The sequence below is a fragment of the Saccharopolyspora soli genome (assembly GCF_022678645.1).
Taxonomy (GTDB): domain Bacteria; phylum Actinomycetota; class Actinomycetes; order Mycobacteriales; family Pseudonocardiaceae; genus Saccharopolyspora; species Saccharopolyspora soli.
The window spans coordinates 26,502-46,227 of sequence record NZ_JALBWV010000044.1; the positions used below are offsets into that span (position 1 = coordinate 26,502).

General features: G+C 65.7%; 21 protein-coding genes and 2 pseudogenes. 12 read left to right on the plus strand and 11 right to left on the minus strand.

Going from position 1 to position 19,726, the window contains the following annotated elements; genetic code table 11:
• Positions 1-227: 227 nt before the first annotated feature.
• A pseudogene (locus MOQ72_RS45300) lies at positions 228-1,298 on the minus strand (tyrosine-type recombinase/integrase); the annotation flags it as partial.
• A 64-nt stretch (positions 1,299-1,362) separates the two neighbouring features.
• Here MOQ72_RS45300 and MOQ72_RS28585 point away from each other — a divergent pair.
• Positions 1,363-1,632, plus strand: a pseudogene (locus MOQ72_RS28585) (transposase); the annotation flags it as partial.
• 644 nt (positions 1,633-2,276) lie between these two features.
• Here MOQ72_RS28585 and MOQ72_RS28590 read toward each other — a convergent pair.
• The 3 genes from MOQ72_RS28590 to MOQ72_RS28600 form a co-directional block, all read right to left on the minus strand.
• A complete protein-coding gene (locus tag MOQ72_RS28590; RefSeq protein ID WP_242188826.1) occupies positions 2,277-3,230 on the minus strand; it encodes an aldo/keto reductase in 954 nt (317 codons plus the stop codon).
• 174 nt (positions 3,231-3,404) lie between these two features.
• Positions 3,405-4,364 carry an SDR family NAD(P)-dependent oxidoreductase gene (locus MOQ72_RS28595; protein ID WP_242188827.1) on the minus strand — a complete coding sequence of 320 codons (960 nt, stop codon included), beginning with the start codon at positions 4,362-4,364 and terminating at the stop codon, positions 3,405-3,407.
• Positions 4,365-4,440: 76 nt separating this feature from the next.
• Positions 4,441-4,728, minus strand: a complete 288-nt coding sequence (locus tag MOQ72_RS28600; RefSeq protein WP_242188828.1) for a TetR/AcrR family transcriptional regulator — start codon at positions 4,726-4,728, stop codon at positions 4,441-4,443.
• 199 nt (positions 4,729-4,927) lie between these two features.
• On the opposite strand from MOQ72_RS28600, the gene MOQ72_RS28605 reads away from it, so the two are divergent.
• Positions 4,928-5,695, plus strand: coding sequence for an oxidoreductase (locus MOQ72_RS28605; protein ID WP_242188829.1), 768 nt, complete (start codon positions 4,928-4,930; stop codon positions 5,693-5,695).
• A 167-nt stretch (positions 5,696-5,862) separates the two neighbouring features.
• On the opposite strand, the gene MOQ72_RS28610 is transcribed toward MOQ72_RS28605, so the two are convergent.
• Positions 5,863-6,498 (minus strand): TetR/AcrR family transcriptional regulator, encoded by a 636-nt coding sequence (locus tag MOQ72_RS28610; RefSeq protein ID WP_242188830.1) that lies wholly within the window; start codon positions 6,496-6,498, stop codon positions 5,863-5,865.
• A gap of 150 nt (positions 6,499-6,648) precedes the next feature.
• Between MOQ72_RS28610 and MOQ72_RS28615 the strand changes: the two genes are divergently transcribed.
• The 3 genes from MOQ72_RS28615 to MOQ72_RS28625 all read left to right on the plus strand — a co-directional run bounded on the left by MOQ72_RS28615 (position 6,649) and on the right by MOQ72_RS28625 (position 9,358).
• On the plus strand, positions 6,649-7,395 hold the full coding sequence (locus tag MOQ72_RS28615; RefSeq protein WP_242188831.1) for an SDR family NAD(P)-dependent oxidoreductase: 747 nt from the start codon (positions 6,649-6,651) through the stop codon (positions 7,393-7,395).
• A 241-nt stretch (positions 7,396-7,636) separates the two neighbouring features.
• Positions 7,637-8,569 carry an NADP-dependent oxidoreductase gene (locus MOQ72_RS28620; RefSeq protein ID WP_242188832.1) on the plus strand — a complete coding sequence of 311 codons (933 nt, stop codon included), beginning with the start codon at positions 7,637-7,639 and terminating at the stop codon, positions 8,567-8,569.
• 204 nt (positions 8,570-8,773) lie between these two features.
• Positions 8,774-9,358 (plus strand): TetR/AcrR family transcriptional regulator, encoded by a 585-nt coding sequence (locus MOQ72_RS28625; protein ID WP_242188833.1) that lies wholly within the window; start codon positions 8,774-8,776, stop codon positions 9,356-9,358.
• Between the two features lie 107 nt (positions 9,359-9,465).
• On the opposite strand, the gene MOQ72_RS45735 is transcribed toward MOQ72_RS28625, so the two are convergent.
• The 4 genes from MOQ72_RS45735 to MOQ72_RS28640 form a co-directional block, all read right to left on the minus strand.
• Positions 9,466-9,639, minus strand: coding sequence for a hypothetical protein (locus MOQ72_RS45735; protein ID WP_372495566.1), 174 nt, complete (start codon positions 9,637-9,639; stop codon positions 9,466-9,468).
• A gap of 27 nt (positions 9,640-9,666) precedes the next feature.
• Complete coding sequence (locus MOQ72_RS28630) at positions 9,667-10,473, minus strand: TetR/AcrR family transcriptional regulator C-terminal domain-containing protein (RefSeq protein WP_242188834.1); 807 nt, start codon at positions 10,471-10,473, stop codon at positions 9,667-9,669.
• A 162-nt stretch (positions 10,474-10,635) separates the two neighbouring features.
• Positions 10,636-10,872, minus strand: coding sequence for an SDR family NAD(P)-dependent oxidoreductase (locus tag MOQ72_RS28635; protein ID WP_242188835.1), 237 nt, complete (start codon positions 10,870-10,872; stop codon positions 10,636-10,638).
• Positions 10,873-10,903: 31 nt separating this feature from the next.
• Complete coding sequence (locus MOQ72_RS28640; protein WP_308197981.1) at positions 10,904-11,575, minus strand: TetR/AcrR family transcriptional regulator; 672 nt, start codon at positions 11,573-11,575, stop codon at positions 10,904-10,906.
• A gap of 80 nt (positions 11,576-11,655) precedes the next feature.
• Between MOQ72_RS28640 and MOQ72_RS28645 the strand changes: the two genes are divergently transcribed.
• Together MOQ72_RS28645 and MOQ72_RS45740 are read left to right on the plus strand one after the other, a co-directional pair.
• Entirely contained in the window at positions 11,656-12,519 is an 864-nt protein-coding gene (locus tag MOQ72_RS28645) for an SDR family NAD(P)-dependent oxidoreductase (RefSeq protein WP_242188837.1), read from the plus strand.
• A 204-nt stretch (positions 12,520-12,723) separates the two neighbouring features.
• Positions 12,724-13,026 (plus strand): hypothetical protein, encoded by a 303-nt coding sequence (locus MOQ72_RS45740; RefSeq protein ID WP_372495567.1) that lies wholly within the window; start codon positions 12,724-12,726, stop codon positions 13,024-13,026.
• Positions 13,027-13,466: 440 nt separating this feature from the next.
• Here MOQ72_RS45740 and MOQ72_RS28650 read toward each other — a convergent pair whose 3' ends face one another.
• Both MOQ72_RS28650 and MOQ72_RS44695 read right to left on the minus strand, forming a co-directional pair.
• The gene (locus MOQ72_RS28650) at positions 13,467-13,922 is read right to left on the minus strand and encodes a hypothetical protein (protein WP_242188838.1); all 456 of its coding nucleotides are present in this window, start codon (positions 13,920-13,922) and stop codon (positions 13,467-13,469) included.
• 166 nt (positions 13,923-14,088) lie between these two features.
• The gene (locus MOQ72_RS44695) at positions 14,089-14,223 is read right to left on the minus strand and encodes a hypothetical protein (RefSeq protein ID WP_277954833.1); all 135 of its coding nucleotides are present in this window, start codon (positions 14,221-14,223) and stop codon (positions 14,089-14,091) included.
• Between the two features lie 225 nt (positions 14,224-14,448).
• Between MOQ72_RS44695 and MOQ72_RS45305 the strand changes: the two genes are divergently transcribed.
• The 5 genes from MOQ72_RS45305 to MOQ72_RS46075 all read left to right on the plus strand — a co-directional run bounded on the left by MOQ72_RS45305 (position 14,449) and on the right by MOQ72_RS46075 (position 19,651).
• Positions 14,449-15,438, plus strand: coding sequence for a pentapeptide repeat-containing protein (locus tag MOQ72_RS45305; RefSeq protein WP_242188839.1), 990 nt, complete (start codon positions 14,449-14,451; stop codon positions 15,436-15,438).
• A gap of 1,063 nt (positions 15,439-16,501) precedes the next feature.
• Positions 16,502-18,226: an arginine--tRNA ligase gene (gene argS, locus MOQ72_RS28660; RefSeq protein WP_242188840.1), complete on the plus strand. Its 1,725-nt coding sequence runs from the start codon at positions 16,502-16,504 to the stop codon at positions 18,224-18,226.
• A gap of 240 nt (positions 18,227-18,466) precedes the next feature.
• A complete protein-coding gene (locus tag MOQ72_RS28665) occupies positions 18,467-19,141 on the plus strand; it encodes a maleylpyruvate isomerase family mycothiol-dependent enzyme (RefSeq protein WP_242188841.1) in 675 nt (224 codons plus the stop codon).
• Positions 19,142-19,152: 11 nt separating this feature from the next.
• On the plus strand, positions 19,153-19,374 hold the full coding sequence (locus tag MOQ72_RS28670) for a hypothetical protein (RefSeq protein WP_242188842.1): 222 nt from the start codon (positions 19,153-19,155) through the stop codon (positions 19,372-19,374).
• Entirely contained in the window at positions 19,349-19,651 is a 303-nt protein-coding gene (locus MOQ72_RS46075) for an LLM class flavin-dependent oxidoreductase (protein ID WP_242188843.1), read from the plus strand. Before MOQ72_RS28670 ends, MOQ72_RS46075 begins: the two co-directional genes overlap by 26 nt.
• The last annotated feature ends 75 nt before the right edge of the window (positions 19,652-19,726 follow it).

Consider the following 19,726-nt stretch of genomic DNA (forward strand, 5'->3'; position numbering starts at 1 on the left):
CTGCAGACCGTGTCCGCACGCTGGTCATCGCCGCTCCGTTCCGAACAGCACATCCGGTGCCGCCGGGCGATAACAGTGCTGCAGCACAGGATCGGGCGTAGTCGGCTTGTCCGGCGCGTCTGGCGGGCATGGTGAGCCAGCACTGAGGCGATCACGTCCTCGGGCAGCGGATTGAGATACAGCTGTGTCGTCGTCAACGATGCGTGTCCGAGGACCCATTGCACGTCCGTCAGCGGCATTTCCGGGTCACGGGCCATCCGGTAAGCCGCCGTATGCCGCAGATCATGAAGCGTCCAATTCGCACCCAAAGTGGCGTTGACCCGCTCGAACATGCGTTGAGCAGCGTGATAGGTCAGCCGCCGAAACGGCCGCCGCAGAGTCCACCACAACGGCTGATCACCTCCCACCGGCACCAGGCCATGCACCTGCGCCTGGTAAAGCCGCAACCACACGAACGCGTCCGGACTGGCAGGCAGCGGCTGCATCGCCCTGGAACCTTTGCGCACAACCGTGATCAGCTGCTGTCCCGGATCCGTATCGCCCTGAGTGACGCCGAGTAGTTCGCAAGCCCTGGCACCGGTCGAGACCCACAACGCCACCAACGCCCGGTCCCGATGCGAGGACAGCCGGGCAAACAGTTCGTTGAACCAGTCATCCGGGATACTGCGCGGCTTCCGCTGCACCAGCCTCGGCCGGTACTGCCCCGAACGCTCATGCCGATGCGGCTCCATCGGATTGTGATGGGCATGAGCACGCCGCCCCCTCCGGACGAGAGGAAAGGGGTTGACCATCGGCCCGCTACCGGCATCCCGATGGAAATCGCAAAAGCCCCGCAGCACGCTTTCGCTGTGTGCTTTCGTCGCCGAGGCATACTTCCGTCCCGGAGACGTCTTGCCAGTCACCGAATTAGACTTTCCTTGCGTCGCCCCGGATTCCGCCACGGCAGCATCAGCCGCCTGACCGCGGTGCCGTCCGCTCGGCCCCATCGACTTATCGGTGAACTGGATCCAGCAACTGAAGTCACGGGCCTCGACACGGGTCGCTTGATCCCAAGGGACCTCCACGGCCCACAAGAACCGGAACCACCGCAGTAATGTCATCGCATACGACCGCTGCGTGCTCACGGACCGGCCACACGCCCGCAGATCCTTCAGGAACTCCGCGACCGGCACCACGACCATCCCACGCGGATCAAGCAGCTGCCACGGATCCCACGGATCGCCGGTTTCCTTCAGCGAGCCTTCCAACGGCACGACCAACCCGGCCAGGTCCCTCGGCTGCCCCTCGGACACGATCATGGCGAAGCACCGTATCGGCACACCCACTGAACTGCAAAAACACCCCAACTAGTTCAGTCAACAGGTGATCCGGAACGCGATGCGCTTCGTCTCCTACGGCGACCGCAAGAAGGTCGTCGCCGGAATGCGCGCTATCTGCACTGCACCGACCCTGGAGGCCGCCGAGATCGCGTTCAAGGATTTCGACAAGCAATTCGGGTCCCACTATCCGGCCGCAGTCGAAGTATGGAAGCACACCTGGAACGACTTCACCCCGTTCCTCGACTATCCGGCCGAGCTGTGCCGGGCCGTGTACACCACAAACCTGATCGAGACCATCAACTTCCAGCTGAGGGGCAGCGATCTGCGCCGGTTTGTCCTGCGGCCTCTGGGTTTTCGCAGGTGATCATGCGCGTGGGGCCGGTCGAGGACGTTTCCGGCTGACCGGGGCGTTCCCGCGACGCACCGCACGAGGTAGCCGACGCCGAGGGGTTCGAGTTTACCGCTGGCCATCCTGCCGTGTGGTTGACCGCCTGGTCCAGGTGCTCAACCACCGCCTTGGCCTCGTGCGGGAACGACTCGCCCGCTGCGCGCCGACGCGGCGCGGAATGCGCGGCGCATCGTGGAGGCCGCGCACCGGGTGCTCCGGGAAGTCCGAGCGCACACCCCGCGGGCTTAACCTGGACCCGCCGGTGGTCCGGGCAAGGGATCCTGGTCGCCAGTCTCAACCGGACCAGTGGGTTTCGACTGATCGTTTCGTACCACCATCGGCTGCCCTCCAGTTCGGCGAGGAAGAACCGGGATCACATCAGGTCACGAACGCCGCATCAAATGCAATTCCGCCTATTTCCTTGTCGAGGTGCTTTCCCGTGGTCACCAACCTCACCCGACAACGCGCGCTGCGCTGGGCCGTACCCGGCCGCCGCCCCGTTCCGCGCGCGGCCAACGCCGTTTAGCACGAGCCGAGATGGCGACACCTGCCCGCTGTTGGTCGGTTCGTCAGTACCGCGCGCCGACCACCTGTGCGGCGAGCGGGTCGAGCACGGCGAGCTCGTCATCGCTTAGGGTGATGTTGGTGGAGCCAACGTTCTGCGTCAGCCACTGCGCCTGCTTGGTGCCCGGGATCGGGACGATCGGCACGCCGAGTCGGTCGGATTGGGCGTAGATCCAGGCAAGGGCGATCTGTGCCGGTGTCACGCCTCGCGCTTCGGCGACTGAACGGACGGTGTCGGCGATGGGCTGGTTGGCTTGGGCGGCACCCCCGGTGAAGCGTGCGTTGTAGTTGCGGTAGTCGCCCGCTCCGAGGTTCGCGATGTCCACCGTGCCGGTGAGGAATCCACGGCCCAGCGGGGAGTAGGGCACCAGTCCGATGCCGAGTTCACGCATGGCGGGCGCGACGCGGGTTTCCGGATCGCGGGTCCACAGCGAGTACTCGCTTTGCACCGCGGTGATGGGGTGGACGGCGTGTGCGCGGCGCAGCTGGGCCTCGTCGACTTCGGACACGCCGATGTAGCGGACCTTGCCCTCGGCGACGAGTTCGGCCATCGCGCCGATGGTCTCTTCGATGTCGTTGGTCTGCGGGGGCCGGTGCAGGTAGTACAGGTCGATCACGTCCACGCCCAGCCGCAGCAGTGAGGTTTCGCAGGCGCGCTTGGTGTAGGCGGGTTCGCCGCGGAAGACGAAGGTGTTGTTGCCGTTGCTGCGGTCCATGCCGAACTTGGTGGCCAGCTGTACCTGGTCACGCTGGCCCGCGATCGCGCGCCCGACGAGGACCTCGTTGTGCCCGGCGCCGTAGACGTCGGCGGTGTCGATGAACGTCACTCCGAGATCGATCGCACGGCGGATGGTGGCCACCGACGAATCCCAGTCCGAGGATCCGTAGGCCTCGCTCATCCCCATGCAGCCCAAGCCCTGCGCTGACACGGTGAGTTCGCCGAGGTCGGTGTGGTGCATTGTGGACTCCTGTCCGCGTGCTTAGGAGGATGGCGGCGGGGATCTTGCGAGGGTCGCCAGGCGCGTTCCCGGTGACACCTTCGGGGCCTCGATGTATTGGCGTGTCTGCCCGACAGGCGTATCGGCGTAGGCGTCAAGGGCGCGGCGCCGCCACGGGCGCGGCGGCTGTCGCGGTCAGCGCTGAAGAAGCCGAATCGTCTTGTCCCAGAGGCGGTCCGCGTTTTTCGCATCCAGGGCGTAGGGGGCGACTCCGCTCATGCCGTTGCCCGGCTCGGTGACGACGATGGCCTCGTTGGAGTCCTCGAAGTAGCGTCCAGTCACCCCTTGGACGTGGGGGGAGGCGGCCAGCAGGACGGAGGTGGCCGCGCCCTGCTGCGGGGTCTTCCACCCTGGGGGCACGTCCAGGGGGTGGCCTTGGTCGTCCATCGCGCCCACGAAGCGCAGTTGCGTTTCGTCGAGGTGGCGCTGGAGGTTGGTCATGATGCCGCCGGGGTGCAGCGCGTTGGCGGTGATGTCGTCGGCGGCCCATTTCTTGGCCATGGCGACGGTGAACAGGATGGTCGCCGTCTTCGACTGGCCGTAGGCGGACCAGGCTTCATAGGCGCGGGAGTCGAAGTGGATGTCGTCGAAGTCCACCGGGGACATCAGATGGGCGGAGGAGCTGACGACGACGACCCGGGCGCCCGGCGCGGCGGCGAGCGCGTCGTGCAGGCCTAGGGTCAGGGCGGCGTGGCCAAGGTGGTTGGTCGCGAACTGCGCCTCCCAGCCCTCCGGGGTCCTGGTGAGTTCGGGCAGGGCCATGATCCCGGCGTTGTTCACGAGGACGTCCAGCGGACCGCTCCACCCGGCCGCGAATGCGTCGATGGTCGACCGGTCCGCCAGATCGACGTGAGCGACTTGGACGTCGTCGCGCCCGGTGTTCGCCTTGATCTCGGCGGCGGCGCGCTCGCCGGAATCGGTGTTGCGGACGGCCAGGATCACCTGGGCGCCGGCGGCGGCCAGGGCGCGGGCGGTCTCCAGACCGATCCCGGACGAGCCACCGGTGACGACGGCGCGCTTGCCGGTCAGGTCGACGTCGGCGATCACCTCGGCGGCGGTCGACTGCGCGTTGAAGGGGGTCGTGATTCGGGACACCGTTGTACTCCTCGAATTGGCACGTGGATGAAAGCAGAGCCGCAGCGCGGGAAGAGCCAGTCCGCGGTGCGACAGATCAGTCGGACGGCCTGCCTGATCCTGGCGCGGAACTCGGCGCGGGTGGCCGATCCGCTTGCCGGGGCATGGCGGCAGCGAAGAGGACGTCCATGACGCCCTGCATCGTGTCGCGGTACAGCTGCTCCTTGTTCGGGAACTGCGGGTACAGGCCCGGCCTGGAGATGCCCGCCGCCTTGGCGACCGCCTCCATCGACATCTTCTGGAACCCGTACCACCCGAACACCTCGACGGCAGCCGCGAGGACAGCGCTGCGCTTGGGATCGTCCTCCCTCGCTGAACTGCTCACGCTTGACACTTTAGACAATAATACACACATTGTCTAACATGTCATACTGGCTGGTCTCGCCAGCGAACGGCCCGGCCCGCCGTCACGGCGAATGCCGGATCTACTGCGGCAGTTCTCGCGCTCCGATCGCGGCCGCCTTGGAGAATCGACGACATCGAAGTTATTGACTGACCGGTACAGAACATCTTTAATGGACTGCATGGTCAATAACAGTTCAGTGCCGGATCTGACCGGCAAGCGCGCTCTCGTCACCGGTGGCAGCCGCGGCATCGGCGCGGACGTCGTCCGGCGCTTGCTGGACGCCGGGGCGTCAGTGCTCACCACGTCCCGCACGCCAGTCGACGATCTCCCCGACGGCGCCCACTACCTTCGCGCCGACGTCGCTACGGCCGAGGGGACCGAGCAGTTGGCCCGCGAAACACTGGCCCATTTCGGCGGACTCGATATTCTCGTCAACAACGCTGGCGCGGCGAGGGCCTTCCCGGAAGGCATCGGGGCGATCCCGGACAAGGACTGGCAGGGCGCGCTCGACTCCAACTACCTCCCCGCGGTCCGGCTGACCTCGGCCCTCCTGCCGTCACTGATCGAGGCCCCCGACGCCGCGATCGTCAACATCTCCTCCGGCGTCACCCTCGGCGTTTCTCCGCCGCTGGCGCACTACGCGGCCGCCAAGGCCGCGCTGGAGGCCTACAGCAAGGCCTTGGCCGCCGAGCTCGCCCCGAAGGACGTGCGGGTCAACGTGGTCATCCCCGGCAACGTCACCACGCCCGGCGCAGACCTCATCCGCCAGACCATGGCCGACGCCTACGGCTTCCCGGTCGAAACCATCGCCCAGTCCATCCCGCTGGGACGCAACGGAGTTCCCTCCGACATCGCCGAAGCCGTGCTCTTCCTCGTGTCACCACGAGCCTCCTGGATCACGGGGAGTCAACTCGTCGTCGACGGCGGCCAGCAGATCGCCACCTGAACCCGCCGCTTTCGGGGCTGGACACCGGGGACGTCCCGTCCGGTCGTTGCCTGATCGCACGGGCGCGGCCCGCGGTCGGCGGCCACCTGCGTTCGGGCACGTCCTGCGGCGGGTTCCGGGATGTCGGTGGGGATGGGCGAGGTTCGCCAATTTTGCTGACCAGGATCTCAGCGGTCAGTCGGGTCGGGCAGGAGTTGGTCGGCGAGCGTTCGTGCGGTGGCCGCCAGCGTGTCGATGTCCATGCCTGTTCGGCCCATGAACACCAATCCTTGTTGCGCGGCCAGCAGCGCCCGCGCCCGCGCGGTCGGGTCCGCATCGGTCGGCATGTCGCCTTCGCGCTGGGCGCGTGCCACGCAGTCGGCAACCAGTGCGGTGGTCGTCTCGTAGGTGCGGCGGGCCTGTGCGAGCACCTCCGGATCGGCGCTGGCGAGCTCGTAGGTGGTGTTGGCCATCAGGCAACCGCGTCGCGCGGCCGAGCCGCTGGGGTCGGAGGCCGGTGCGATGACGAATTCGCGTAGCGCATCCAAGGCCCGGGGAGCGGCGGCGAGCGCCTCCCGCAGGTACCCATGGCTGTCGTCGGTGTAGCTGCACAGCGCCCTGAGGAAGAGTTGATGCTTGTCGCCGAACGCGGCGTAGAGGCTGCCCTTGCCCAGCCCGCTGACCCGCATCAGGTCTTCCAGGGACGTCGCGGCATAGCCGGCATTCCAGAACTGGTCACGGACCGCGTGCACCACACGCTGCTCATCGAACGATCGTGGACGGGCCATGCGTTCAGAATATCGATTCTTGACCATATGGTCCATAACCTCTATGGTGGACCGTGCGGTCAAGAACTACTCGGAACCGCCCTCTCGGCTTCGCCCTTCGGGGTGTGGAACCGCTGGAGCCGTTAGCGGTCCTCCGTGACGCTCGCTGAAGCATCAGAACTAGTCACCTCAAGGAATGGGAAGCAAATGGGAAAGCTGGGCAACAAAGTGGCCATCGTGACCGGCGGATCGCGTGGGATCGGAGCGGCGACGGCGCTTGCCCTGGCCGACGAGGGAGCCGATGTCGCGATCGGCTACTCGTCTTCGGCCGACCAGGCCAAGACCGTGGTCGCCGAACTGGAGGGCAAAGGCGTGCGTGCGGCGGCGTTCCAGGCCGACCAGGCGGACGCCGCGCAGGCCGTGGGCCTCATCCACGCCGTGGTGGAGCACTTCGGCAAGCTGGACATCCTGGTCAACAACGCGGCAGTCACCGTCGCCGCACCGATCGACAGCGACCAAGCCGACACTGCCGCCTTCGACCGCCAGCTCGCCATCAACTACACCAGCGTCGTGGCCGCGATCAGGGCGGCGTACCCGCTGCTTCCCGAAGGCGGTCGCATCGTCAGCATCAGCTCCGGCGTGGGGACCCGCGTGGGCTTCCCCGGAATGACTGACTACGCCGGCACCAAGTCGGCGCTGGAGGGCTACAGCCGGGGCGCCGCACGCGATCTCGCGCATCGGGGCATCACGGTCAACATCATCCAGTCCGGGTTCGTGGACACCGACATGAATCCCGCCGATGGCCCCTTGGCGTCGGTGTTCCTCCCGACCACCGCGATGGGGCGCTACGGCAGGCCCGAGGAGATCGCCGCGGGTGTCGTGTTCCTCGCCAGTCCGCAGGCCTCGTACGTGACCGGCGCGGTGCTGAGGGTCGACGGCGGATACGGCGCATAGCCCGAATCCGCGGAGCTCGTCGACGAGCAGCACGCGGTCGCCGTGGCGGCGCACTCGTACACGGATACGGATCATGCGGCCTCGCCTCGCCGCACGTGGAGCGGCTCCGCCTCGGCCAGCTCGACGAGCTGGGCCTGCGACGCACCACGGATCCCCTCGACCGCGTCGCCGCCCGACGGCGAGGCACGGGGGCGGGGCGGTTGCAGGTGGAAGTGCCAGCAAACAGGAAAGCGGGACGACAATGAAGGCAGCACAGTTCGGGGAGTACGGAACTCCGGAGGTCCTGGAGATCGCGGACATCGCCGAGCCACACCCGGGGCCGGGGCAGGTTCGGATCAAAGTGCGCGCCGTCGGCGTCAACCCGGTCGACTGGAAAATCCGCAGTGGAATGCTCGCCGAGATCTTGCCCGCCACCCTGCCACTGATTACCGGCACCGACGCCGCCGGTGTGGTCGACGAGATCGGGCTCGGCGCGAATGGCGTTGCCATCGGCGATGAGGTCTTCGGGGTGACCTCCACCGAGGCGATCCACGGCGGTGCGGCGGCCGAGTACGCCGTGCTCGACATCTTCACCGCCAAGCCACCGACCATCGGCTTCGCCGAAGCCGCCGGGCTGCCCACCGCCGTGGAGACCGCGACACGCGCCCTCGACGACATGCACCTGGCAGAAGGCCAGACCCTGCTGATCGACGGCGCCGCTGGCGGCGTGGGCAGCGCGGCAGTGCAACTGGCCGCGCGCCGCGGGATACGAGTGATCGGAACCGCCAGCGAGGCCAACCACGATCACCTCCACGCGCTCGGCGCGATACCCACCCGTTATGGCGCAGGTCTGCTCGACCGAGTCACCGCACTCGCGCCGGACGGCGTGCACGCCGCGCTCGACATCGCTGGCCAGGGAGGGCTGCTCGACCTGATCGCACTCACCGGCGACCCGCAGCGCGTGCTCAGCATCGCCGACCCCGAAGCACTCAACCTGGGCGTTCACTTGTCGGCGCGAGTGGGTCCGGCCGCGCCAGCTGCTTGGCACGCGTTGGACCAGACAGCCGATCTCGTCCGCCAAGGCCTATTCGTCCTGCCCGTGGGAGCCACATTCGACCTCCATGACGCCGCCCGCGCGCACCAACACAGCCAGAGCGGGCACATCCGGGGCAAAATCGCACTCACCGTCGCCTGACCAGTGCCGGTGGTCGTCGATACCAGCACCGACATCCCGGGCCCGTCCGCGCGTCGGGCCCGGCGAAGAGGCCATGCGCGCCAGGGCGTGGACCTTGCCATCGACCAATTCCGCTCGGCCGTCTGGGCGGCGCGGTTATGCCTGCCCGAGCAGCGGAATCGAACATTGTAGACAAATTTCGTCACTATGTCTATGATGTGTGCTGTGAGCAGTCCGGCAGTGCGACATGACGACCCCAAGCTGGGTGCCGTGATGACGGCGGCTCTCGGCGTGTTCGGACGGTATGGGTTCAAGAAGACGTCGATGGACGCGGTCGCGAAGGCGGCGAATATCTCCCGCCCTGGCTTGTATCTGCTGTTCTCCAGCAAGGACGAGCTGTATCGGGCCACGATGCAAGGTGTTCTGCAGAGGGCCCAAGACGCGGCGGAGACGCATCTTGCCGACGAGACGCTGAGCTTCGAGCGGCGGATCGTCGAGGCGCTGGACGAGCTGATCGGGCAGTACGTCGAGACCCAGGTGGCCCGGGACATCGACCAGCTCTTGGAGAGCAGCGAAGCGCAGTTGGGCTCGATGCTCCACGACTACCGGGAGAAGGGGCAGGCCGCCCTCGGTGCGGCGATCACCTCGCTGGCTCCACCCGGAGTGCTCACCGAAGACCTCACGGCAGACCAGGTAACGGACATCCTCTTCGCCGCCAGTCTGTCCTGGAAACACCAGGCCGCGACGCGCACCGACTTCCGCGACCGGGTCGGACGGCTCGTGCGCCTGATCTGCCGGGCCGCCGACTGACACAAGCCTTTTCAGGGATCCGTATTTCAACCCTCGGGCCGCTCAGCCCGTCGACCCTACCCGCAGAGAACTACGGGGCCGCGTTGATGCCTGACGGCGTGACCCCGCTAGACCCGTCGCGCAACGTCCAGCCGAAAACCCAGCGACTCGTAGAAATGCTTTGATCGATCGACGTCGGGGACGGGGAGGATCAGTACCTCGAGCTTCAGATCCACGATGCGTCCCTTTTGCAGTAGTCCATTGAAGTTCGGGCGACATCCCGCGAAGGCAGGCGCCGCCATTTGAGCACGGCCGACGAATCCGGCGCATCAGAGCGTCTGCGCGGATTCCAGGAGCGTGACCAGGCACGTTGCGGCGTGCCGCGCATGCGCGCGAAGTTCGTCGGGTGCCGGAACCGTGCCCGTCAGGAGCGCGGTCTCCAGCAGGTCCGCATGCAGCAGGGCGAAATAGGTCCTCGACAGGCTCAGCGGGTCGTTCACCTTCGCGCGCGCGTCCGCCGGCCAGTGCTTCAGATGGCGTACGAAAACGCCGGTTCGCTCCCCCATCACCTGCTCGCGGTAGCGCGTGCCTAACTGGGGGAAGCGGGGGGCATCGCGTGCCACGACCCGGTACAGCGCAATCTGGTCCGGTGACAGCACGAACGCGAGGTGTTCCGCCCCGGCCTCGGTGAGCGCGTCGACCAGAGGTAGGTCAAGCCAGGCCGGGTGCTCGTCGCCCGCCGCAGCCGCGCACGCGGCCTGGATCACCGCCACGAACAGATCGTCCTTGTTCTCGAAGTGCCGGTAGAGCGTCTTGATGGAGACTCCGGGGCCGTCTGCCCAGCCGCCGCTGATCTCGTTGACGGCAAGCTGCCCAGTCGGCAGCAACAGCCGGATGCCCTGTTGGACCTCGTGGTCTCGTAGCCCGTCGGGCGGCTGCCCGTCCCACACCTCCAGCCGGAGGCTCGGCGACACCAGTTGTTCGCCTACTCTGAGCAGCACACCCGTGGTTCCCACGCCGAGCCAGTCATCACCCGGCGTGGGGGTGGTTTCGCCGACGGACCCACAGTCGGCTATTCCGAACATGTGGTAGTCGGGACGCACTGGCGTGTCGACTGCCGTGGTCAACTCGCTCATACGCAGACAATACTCATCGCGTGTTCTGGCCAACGTCAGCAGCGTTCAGCCGTTTGCGGCCGGCAGTGCCGCCGAACTCGGCGCCAATGTCAAGCTTGGCCGCTCCGGCTGTGCGGGTCGAAACCCATTGCCGCGTAAGGGTAACCGGTCGCGCATGATCCACTAGTGCCCCCGGCTCGCGATGAAGGCCCACTCGACTACCTCGCCCACGTGCTCCGTGTCGGTCACGTCCAGCCGGGCCGTCCACAACGTCTGCGGGAAACGGGTCTGCAAGTCCTCGATCGCCGCGGGGCGGCGCAGGGTTGCCGCGACCCGGTCGCCGCGCTCGAGGAGTAGTTCGGTCATTCGCCGGCCAAAGCCAGCGGAGGTGTCGGTGATGAACCAGGTCTTGCCTGCCATGGGTGTGCCCTTGCGAAATAGTGAACACGCCTCAGCGAGTGAGGCCGGTGACGGTGGCCGTAAGCAGCCGCGCGAGGGTTTGCTCGAAGTCACCCGCGGCGAGGTAACTCAAACTGCGATCCGCGTTCAGTGCGGCCGCCAACGCAGCACCCGGATGGGTGGCCTGCCACAACGTCGCCGCCATGGCGTTGCTCGCCGTGATCACGTCAAGCGCGGCGGGCTCGTCCAGACCCGGAACTCCGGCCACAATCGCCTCCCGCATCCGGGCGATCGCGGCACGGCTGTATCGCTTGAACTCGACCACACGATCTACATCCACATCGTGCTCGAGGTGTAGCGGCACATTCGCCAACAGGTCACACAACAGCGGGTCGCTGGCGAGCGTTGCGGTCAGGATCCCGGCGAGCTCGGCGGGTGAGACCTGCCGATCGCGAAGCTCGCCCACCACCGCGTCGGACCACCGGTTCCAGCCCTCCGCGGCCAGATGGAGAAGCACGTCGCGATGGGAATCAAAGTAGCGGCGAACCGCGGAATGGTGCACACCGGCGCGCTGCGCCACCGCGGTCAACGTCACCGACTTGACACCCTGCTGGAGCGCGAGTTCGCGCGCGGCATCGATCAGGTCCTGAGCACGCTGCTGCTTGTGCTCCGCCGACCGCGCGCGCTGAAACGCTGAGCCTCCCACCCCTTCACTATAACGCACACCATGTGCGTTGACAGGTTTCCCGGGTGCGCCTACAGTCAATAACGCACATGTTGTGCGCTAAATGAGAGGGTTTCACCGTGAGCCACAAGGACAAGAAGGTGCTGATCGTGACGGGCACCACATCCGGTATGGGGCGCGTCATCGCCCTCGATGCCGCGGCCGCCGGGTACGCCGTCGTCGCAACGGGCCGTGACCCGGAGCGGATGGCCCAGTTGAGGAAGGACGCCGCCGATCACGGCGTCGAACTCGACGTGCGGTTCCTGGAGATCACCGACCACCCGGCCGTCTACACACTGGTCGCCGATGTGGCCAAGACCTACGGACACATCGACGCGGTCGTCTCCCAGGCCGGCGGAATCTACGCACTCGGCACCGCCGAACAGATCACCATGGACGGCTACCGGTACGTCATGGAGCGCAACTTCTTCGGCAACCTGGCCGTCATCAAGGCCGTGCTGCCGCACCTTCGAGCCAGCAAGGGCAGGCTGATCGTGACCACCAGCGCGAATGGTCTGGTCGGCGCCCCGTACAACGACGCCTACGCCTCCTCGAAGTTCGCGCTCGAAGGCGCCGTGGAGTCCCTTGCCGCCGCGGTCGCCCGCTACGGCGTGAAGACCACGATCATCGAGCCCGGCCCCGTCGCCACCGATGTGATGGCACCGCGGCGGTTCGAGCGGCTCCTACCCAACGAACACATCGAGAACAGCCCCTACCCCGAACCCTGGGACCTGCTCTCACGGATCATCGCCAATACCGGCGCGGTGCAGCCCTCTGAAGAGGTCGGTCAGCAAGTCCTTCACTTGCTGACCCAGGACAACCCGCCCCTTCGATTCCAGACCGCACCGTGGGCCTCCGACTTCGTCGCCCCAAAGATGTCCGCCGACCTCGACGGACGAAAAGTCCTCGCCGCCAACGAGGCCTACATCGCCCTCGGCGACTAACCTCACCGACCCCGTGCGGCTGCCATCAACCCTTTCCGGCGGCCGCACGGCCCGTCGGCAGTTCGGACCGGAAGGAGCATCAGAATGACCGGCCAGGATTACTTCGCCCGCACACAGACAATCAATCACAATCGTCACCACAACCAACGACGGCCGTGAGATCACCAGGCCCATCTGGGGCGTTCTCATCGACGGCGTCCCCACATCCGTAACGGCTACGGCGAGAACTCAGCCTGGTACCGCCGCATCCGCCGCACGGGAACCGCCACATTCCTCGACCACAGCGCCCGCTACCAGGCCCGCATCGAACCGGTCATCGACGAGCCGACCAAGAAGCGCGTCGACGACGCTTACAAGACGAAACACCGATCGCCCTGCGCCAGGCGGTGTCCCAGCGGGTCCGCGACTACACCTTGCGGGTGGTCCTGGACAATGACTAAAGGCAGTCCCGTAGTCACGGGTCTGGGCGGTAGTGGATCATGTACGGGTGCAGGTGATCGGGGTTGACCTTTAGTGCCCGCGTCCCGACGAGGGGTGGGACACCTACCAGCGCCTCGTCCCAAGCCGAGGCGCAAGGGCCGATTTCGCAGTTCACATAGCAAATCCGCATGTCCCACCGAGGTGTCCCGGACGAGACCTCAGCGGGACAGCAAAAAGCCTTCGACCTCACCCGACGTCGGGAACCAGAAGCCGTGTGGTTAGCGAGCAACTCCCTCCTCGGACACAGGCGTTTCCCCAGGTCAAGGGGTTTGACCTGGGGTTTCTTCATTCCTGCGCGGATGATTGCTTACACTTCAGCCTTCCGACCTGCATCTTTTCCGGTGGGGGTGCAAATCCCATCCGGATACGCGCCTACCACCGGTCCAAGTCTCTTCCGCCATCGCTTGAGCTGCGGCGATGCTGGTAATTGGACGTGTGGGTTGGCAGGGCAAGCATGGTCTGTTTGATCACGAGCGTGCCGCATGGGCGTGAGTCCGCACGCGCGGGCTCTCCGGCGCTACTCGCCCGCGGTAGCGCTCGCGCCACTCGTCGTGAAGGTCGCTCAAGTTCCGCAGGGCTCGGCAGTACAACTTCGCAACCTCCCAGAAGTCCGGAACCTGGCGACCGCGGGCGTCCCGGTCGGCGTCGGGATGACCGAGTGCGAGGGCCAGGCTCTCCAGGGACTGGTGCGGCCAGGTGTGCAGCTCGGCGCCCCTTTCCGCCTGGGGCGGGATCGGCGGCCGGGTCACGGGCACCCACACGCCGGTCGATGTCTTGATAACGCGTCGGGCCTCGGGATCGCGGGGCTCGTCAGCCGGGTGCACACGCACGGTACCGACCCGGTCATCGTCCGGGTCGCCTTGCGACGGCCACCCAGCCACGTCTCGGTTGCCAGCTCGCCCGTCACCATCCGCGCCGCTCATCCCCGGCCCCTCCCCGCACCGCATGGGCGTGCACCACCACACCAAGGACCAGGATGATCGTTTACGGCCACCGGCTGAACCGCTGATCGCGTGGCATGGCCGGAAACAGGCGCCGCAGATCACCGGTGCGGCCTGCCCCCTAACACGCCTCAAACCTGTTCAGAGCTCATCCGACGTCACCCAACGGATCGATCATGGCGTAGATCTCAGCGTCGGTCGGCGCGTTGGGTGCCGGTCCGTTGGCGAGCCCGGCTTGAGCCTCCTGGCGCCCGGCTTGAGCGTCGTTGATGGATGCGACCAACGCAGCCGGGTCCCCCGGGCCTTGATCGCATCCTGGAAGTGCCGCAACCGACGCTCCGCCTCGGCGAGGCGCGGCGTTCGACGTTCTCTCGTTCGGTCGACGACGAGCCTCTCCGCTGGGATTAACAGCGCGGAGATGGAGAGCAGGCCTTGACTGTCGGTGACGTTGGCGTAGTAAGACTGTTGGCGGATCGACAAAGCCAAGAAATGTAGGAGCATCGGCTCCGTGACCAGAAAAACGATCTTATGGGTAGCGGCGGCGTTAGCTAGCACGGGCTTGACCGCCCTCGTTGTCAACGGGCTGACGATTGTTCCTCAATCACTCTACCCATCATTGTCCGAAATGGACATACAACGAATCAACGATCCGAGTACCCGCATCCAACTACAACAGTCGCAGGCGCAGTTGCAGAACAATTTCCGCTCTGTCGTGCTGCAAGCAGTAGGCGGCATGCTCGTCATCATCGGTGCTGCAGCGACCTGGCGACAGGTTCACGTCAGCCGTGAAGGGCAAATCACAGAGCGGTTCACTCGGGCTGTCGACCAAATCGGTAGCGAAAACGTCAACATTCGTATCGGTGGTATCTTCGCGCTTGAACGTATTGCGCGCGACTCCTCCGCAGACCGCAGTACCATTCAGTTCGTTCTCGCCGCGTTCATCCGCAACCACGCTCCCTGGCACGCCGGGATGTCCGATGGTCCGCACCATCCATCCTCAACAGTGGAGGAGCGCCCGTGGCTACAGATCCGTGCACCAGACGTCCAGGCCGCAATGATCACCTTGGGTAAGCGGCACACCCTCAGGACCGCCGAACAGCTCTACTTGTCACGTGCGGACCTTCGCGGTCTCCAGCTCTCCGACGGACGATTGACCAACACCCAGCTTCGATACTCCAACCTTGCCCGTTCCTGGTTGCCAGGAACGCGCTTCGACGGAAGCGACATGAAGTCGGCCGATCTCCGACGGTCGTACCTCAAGAACGCAAGTTTCATGAACGTCAACCTCACAAACGCGCATCTGACCGGAGCAGACTTACGAGGAGCAAATCTCACGGGAGCCAAGCTGCACGGAGCGCATTTGCACGATGCCATCCTCGACAGCGCAATACTCGCTGGTGCGCAATGCGATGCCACAACAGTCTGGCCGAAGTGCTTCGATACCGACCGACTCCGCCACCGCAGAGTAAGCATCCAAGACGACCACTACTCAGAATGACGCCTACCCCCAATGTTGACCAGAATGTTGACCAGCAGACACATTTCCTCATGCAATTACTAACTCCGAGCCGCCTACCACTGTCCTCCTGCCCCGCCCTCAGCAGCAAAAGTCGAATATGAGCGTTGAGCACTCCCTGGCGCACATGAAGTCCTGGAACATCCTGCGCAACTCCCCGACGCAAACGCGACGGTATCTGGCACGCCGCCAGGGGCGTGGCCCTCATGCGCAACCTCACCATGACCCGCTGAACACCCGCCGCCACGCCGCAAGCCACGCTTTCCCATGCACGCCACCAATATTCGATCAATACGGGACAGGCTTTAGTGGCCGCGCTGGGGTCCTCATTCACTGTCGGGTTCGGGCAGCCGAACGTCGGCAATACCAGCTCAACCGATCCCTACGAAACCTGGCGGCAGGACGCGACCGTCGGACTTGTATTCGGGCTAACTCTCGGCCTCGTGACTGGGCTCTTGTCCGGGCTGATGATCTCGATGACAGACCCCTTCATCGAGCGGTCGTTCGAGACTGGGCTCACGTCCGGCCTCGTGTTCGGCTTCATTTGTGTCTTCGCGATCTCACCAGCATCACACACGCTCGCATCTGCGGCCTTCCTGAGCATGCGGCAGCACACACCATGGCGGCTGATGCGGTTCCTCGAGGACGCAAGATCACGACACGTCCTACGCGCCGTTGGACCGGTCTACCAATTCCGACACGCCAAACTCCAAGACCGCCTCACCCGCCACGACCGCAGCCAACGCCCCAGCGAACACGCCATCCGATAGGAACGCGGGAAGGATCACGGCACGGCTCCGGCAAAGTCGCGGATGAGGTGCGCACCTGCGGTGACGGTCGCACCACACCGGGAAAATTCAACCTACAGCCACGAGAATCGGCCGCTCATCGATCCCGCGGTACGACAACGACTGCTCGGCAGCCGTCGAGCGTGACCGGGAATTGCGGACGTCGAATAGTGAAGGTCACAGCCCATGCGGATCGCCGGCCGTGACGTCGAAAACCGTGCGACGCGTGCAGAAGCCGCTCGGTACCTTGTGTAGCCATGGCCAGTGTGGAAGCAGTATTGAACCAACGCCTTGCAGCGGCGTTCACGACGATGGCTGGTGAACAGTTGGATCCTGCCGTGCGCCGATCGCAGCATGCTGACTTCCAGGCCGACGCTGCGCTGGCCCTCGCCCGCAAGTTGGGCCGCAACCCCCGAGAGATCGCTGGCCAGGTTGTCGAGCGAGCCATGCTCGATGATGTGTGTTCGGCGACGGAGATCGCTGGACCGGGCTTCATCAATCTGACCGTTCGCAACGAGGTCCTCGCCGACCTGGTCACACAGACCGCGGCAGATGAACGGCTTGGTGTTCTGCCAGCCGAGAACCCAGACACCGTGTTGATCGACTATTCAGCGCCTAATGCCTCCAAGGAAGCGCATGTCGGTCATCTGCGGTCGACGATCATCGGTGATGCGACGGTGCGGCTGCTCGAGTGGCTTGGTCACACCGTGATCCGGCAGAACCACATCGGTGAGTGGGGCACGCCCTTCGGGATGCTCATCGAGCACCTGCTGGACATCGGCGAGGCCGAGGCCGCGCACGAGCTGTCTGTTGGGGAGCTCGGTAGCTTCTACGAGGCGGCACGCAAGAAGTTCGACAGCGACGAGACGTTCAAGGACAGGTCCCGGCGCAGGCTGGTGTTGCTGCAGGGCGGGGACGAGCTGTCGTTGCGGTTGTGGAAAGTCTTGGTCGACGAGTCCAAAGAGTACTTCCTGGCGGTCTATGACCTCCTGGACGTCCGCCTGACCCGCGATGACTTCGTCGGCGAGAGCTTCTACAACGACCAGCTCGCGTCGGTGGTCGAGGAACTGGACGCATTGGGTTTGCTTCAGTCCAGCGAGGGTACGCGGTGCGTGTTCCCCGCTGGGTTCACGAACCGTGATGGCGAGCCGCTGCCCCTGATCGTCATGAAAACCGACGGTGGCTACGGATACGACGTCACCGACTTGGCCGCCATCCGATACCGGACAAGGGAGCTCAACGGCACCCGGTTGCTCTATGTGGTGGGTCTGCCCCAGAAAACCCACTTCCAGATGGTGTTCCAGGCAGCCCGTGACGCGGGTTGGGTGACCCCGCCTATGGAGGTCGAGCACGTCGGACACGGCTCGATCCTCGCTGCGGACGGCAAGATCCTGCGTAGCCGGGCGGGCGAGTCGGTGAAACTGATCGACCTGTTGAAGGAAGCAGTCACACGCGCCGAAGAACAGGTGAAGATCAAGAACCCTGAGTTGGACGAGGACACCGCTGCCGCGGTCGCCCAAGCTGTGGGTATCGGGGCGGTCAAGTACGCCGACCTGTCGACCGACAGGACCAGGGACTACGTGTTCGACTACGACCGCATGCTGTCGTTCGACGGGAACACAGCCCCGTACCTGCAATACGCGCACGCCCGTATCCAGTCGATCTTCAGCCGGGCCGAGTCCTCACCGGAGGACGCGGTAGGCCCGATTGCCGTGAACGAACCAGCCGAGCGTGAACTCGTGATCACGTTGCTGGGATTCGAGGATCTCGTACACGAACTCAGCGACTCCCTGGAATTCCACCGCTTGTGCGCCTACCTGTATGGGCTTGCGACCGCGTTCATGACCTTCTACGAGCGCTGCCCCGTGCTCCGCGCAGAGAATGAGTTCCGCGCGAGCCGTCTCGCACTGTGCGCTGCGACCGCGCGAGTGCTCGCCGTAGGACTGGGCTTCCTCGGTATCAGCACACCCAACCAGATGTAGCTGATTGTCGCTGGCCTGTCGCAGGTGATGTTCCGATCACGACGATGGTCGCCAGAAGATGAGGTCCTCGGTGTTACTCCTGCGGCCCAGCGGCGGAATTCCTCGTTGCCCATGACGTGGCCATCCTGGACCGGCACGAGGCCCAGCCCGACGTGGGCATGGCCATGACGCGGCCGCAAGGATGCGAGCCCGAGCATCGTCCTCTCCCCGCTGGGTGCCCCGCCGGGTAGAGTCAGCGGAGTGGGTCTTGATCATCTGGCGCTTCTGCGTCGCGAGCTCGCCACGTTCGAAGACTGCCTGAGCGGGGATCTGTCCGCGCGGGTCGAGCACTGCGGCGACTGGACACTGCGAGATCTCGCCGAACACCTCGGCCAGGAAAACCTGTGGGCAGCCACCGCGGTCACCGAGCGCCACGGCGACCACCAGCGATCGCCGGCGCCCGCCGACATCGTTGCCTGGTTCGCGGACACCGCCCGTATCCTGACCGACGCGCTTGCCGCCGATCCCGCTACCGAGGCCTGGACCTTCTTCCCGCCACACACGGTTGGGTTCTGGCGTCGGCGCCGCTGCCTGGAGACATTGGTGCACCGCTGGGACGCCGAACACGCACTCGGCCTGCCCAGCCAGCTTGACCCGTTGCTGTGCGGCGACGGGATCGCGGAGGTCATCGAGGTGCTCGCGCCTCGCCAGGTGCAGCGCGGCCGGGCCATCCGGCCTTCGGTGGCGGTCCGCCTCACTGCCACCGACCTCAACAGTTCCTGGCTATTTGGGCCTGGGGAAGCGGTCGCCACGCTGAGCGGTACCGCTGCCGAGTTGCTGCTGGCGCTGTGGGGCCGCGTCCCCTTGCCGTGGAACGAGGTGACCGGCGACCACTTGGCCGCCCGCCGGGTGCTGCGCGGCCCGCTTGTGCCTTGATTGGACTGCCGATGAAATTCGCCATCAGCTACGCCCCGCCGTACCACGGGGTCGACCCAGACATCATCGCGGCGTACGCCCAGCACGCTGAGGCTTGTGGGTTCGAAGGGTTCTACCTGCCCGAACACATCGTGCTGTACCCCGGCGCGGCGGTCGGCGGACTCGAGCTACCCGCCATCACTGTCCTATCTGGACCCGCTCGACTGCTTGAGCTTCGTCGCCGCGGCGACTGAGCGGATCCTGCTCGGCACCGGGGTGCTCCTTCTGCCGTATCACCACCCGGTCACCCTCGCTAAGCGTCTGGCCACCGTCGACGTGCTGTCCAAAGGGCGGATGCGGCTGCTGGCCATCGGAGTCGGCGCCCTACCAGGCGAGGCCAGCGCGGTGGGCGTCGACTTCGACAGCCGCGGCCGCCGCGCCGACGAGGCCATCGACGTCATGCGCCTGCTCTGGGGCGGCGACGAAGAAGGCGTCAGCTTCCAGGGCGAGTTCTTCACTTCGACAAGCTGAGCAGCTTCCCCAAGCCATACCGGACCACGCACCTGCCCATCCACGTCGGCGGGTCCAGCCGAGCGGCCCGCCCGC

Excerpts from the sequence above, each read along its gene's own strand:
- MOQ72_RS28650 (WP_242188838.1), bottom strand. The coding sequence starts at position 13,922 with ATGAGCGGCGCGGATGGTGACGGGCGAGCTGGCAACCGAGACGTGGCT.
- MOQ72_RS45735 (WP_372495566.1), bottom strand. The coding sequence starts at position 9,639 with ATGGCGGCGCCTGCCTTCGCGGGATGTCGCCCGAACTTCAATGGACTA.
- MOQ72_RS28670 (WP_242188842.1), top strand. The coding sequence starts at position 19,153 with ATGAAATTCGCCATCAGCTACGCCCCGCCGTACCACGGGGTCGACCCA.
- MOQ72_RS28630 (WP_242188834.1), bottom strand. The coding sequence starts at position 10,473 with ATGAGCGAGTTGACCACGGCAGTCGACACGCCAGTGCGTCCCGACTAC.
- MOQ72_RS28615 (WP_242188831.1), top strand. The coding sequence starts at position 6,649 with ATGGGAAAGCTGGGCAACAAAGTGGCCATCGTGACCGGCGGATCGCGT.
- argS (WP_242188840.1), top strand. The coding sequence starts at position 16,502 with ATGGCCAGTGTGGAAGCAGTATTGAACCAACGCCTTGCAGCGGCGTTC.
- MOQ72_RS28605 (WP_242188829.1), top strand. The coding sequence starts at position 4,928 with ATGGTCAATAACAGTTCAGTGCCGGATCTGACCGGCAAGCGCGCTCTC.
- MOQ72_RS28590 (WP_242188826.1), bottom strand. The coding sequence starts at position 3,230 with ATGCACCACACCGACCTCGGCGAACTCACCGTGTCAGCGCAGGGCTTG.
- MOQ72_RS28620 (WP_242188832.1), top strand. The coding sequence starts at position 7,637 with ATGAAGGCAGCACAGTTCGGGGAGTACGGAACTCCGGAGGTCCTGGAG.
- MOQ72_RS28635 (WP_242188835.1), bottom strand. The coding sequence starts at position 10,872 with ATGGCAGGCAAGACCTGGTTCATCACCGACACCTCCGCTGGCTTTGGC.
- MOQ72_RS28610 (WP_242188830.1), bottom strand. The coding sequence starts at position 6,498 with ATGGACCATATGGTCAAGAATCGATATTCTGAACGCATGGCCCGTCCA.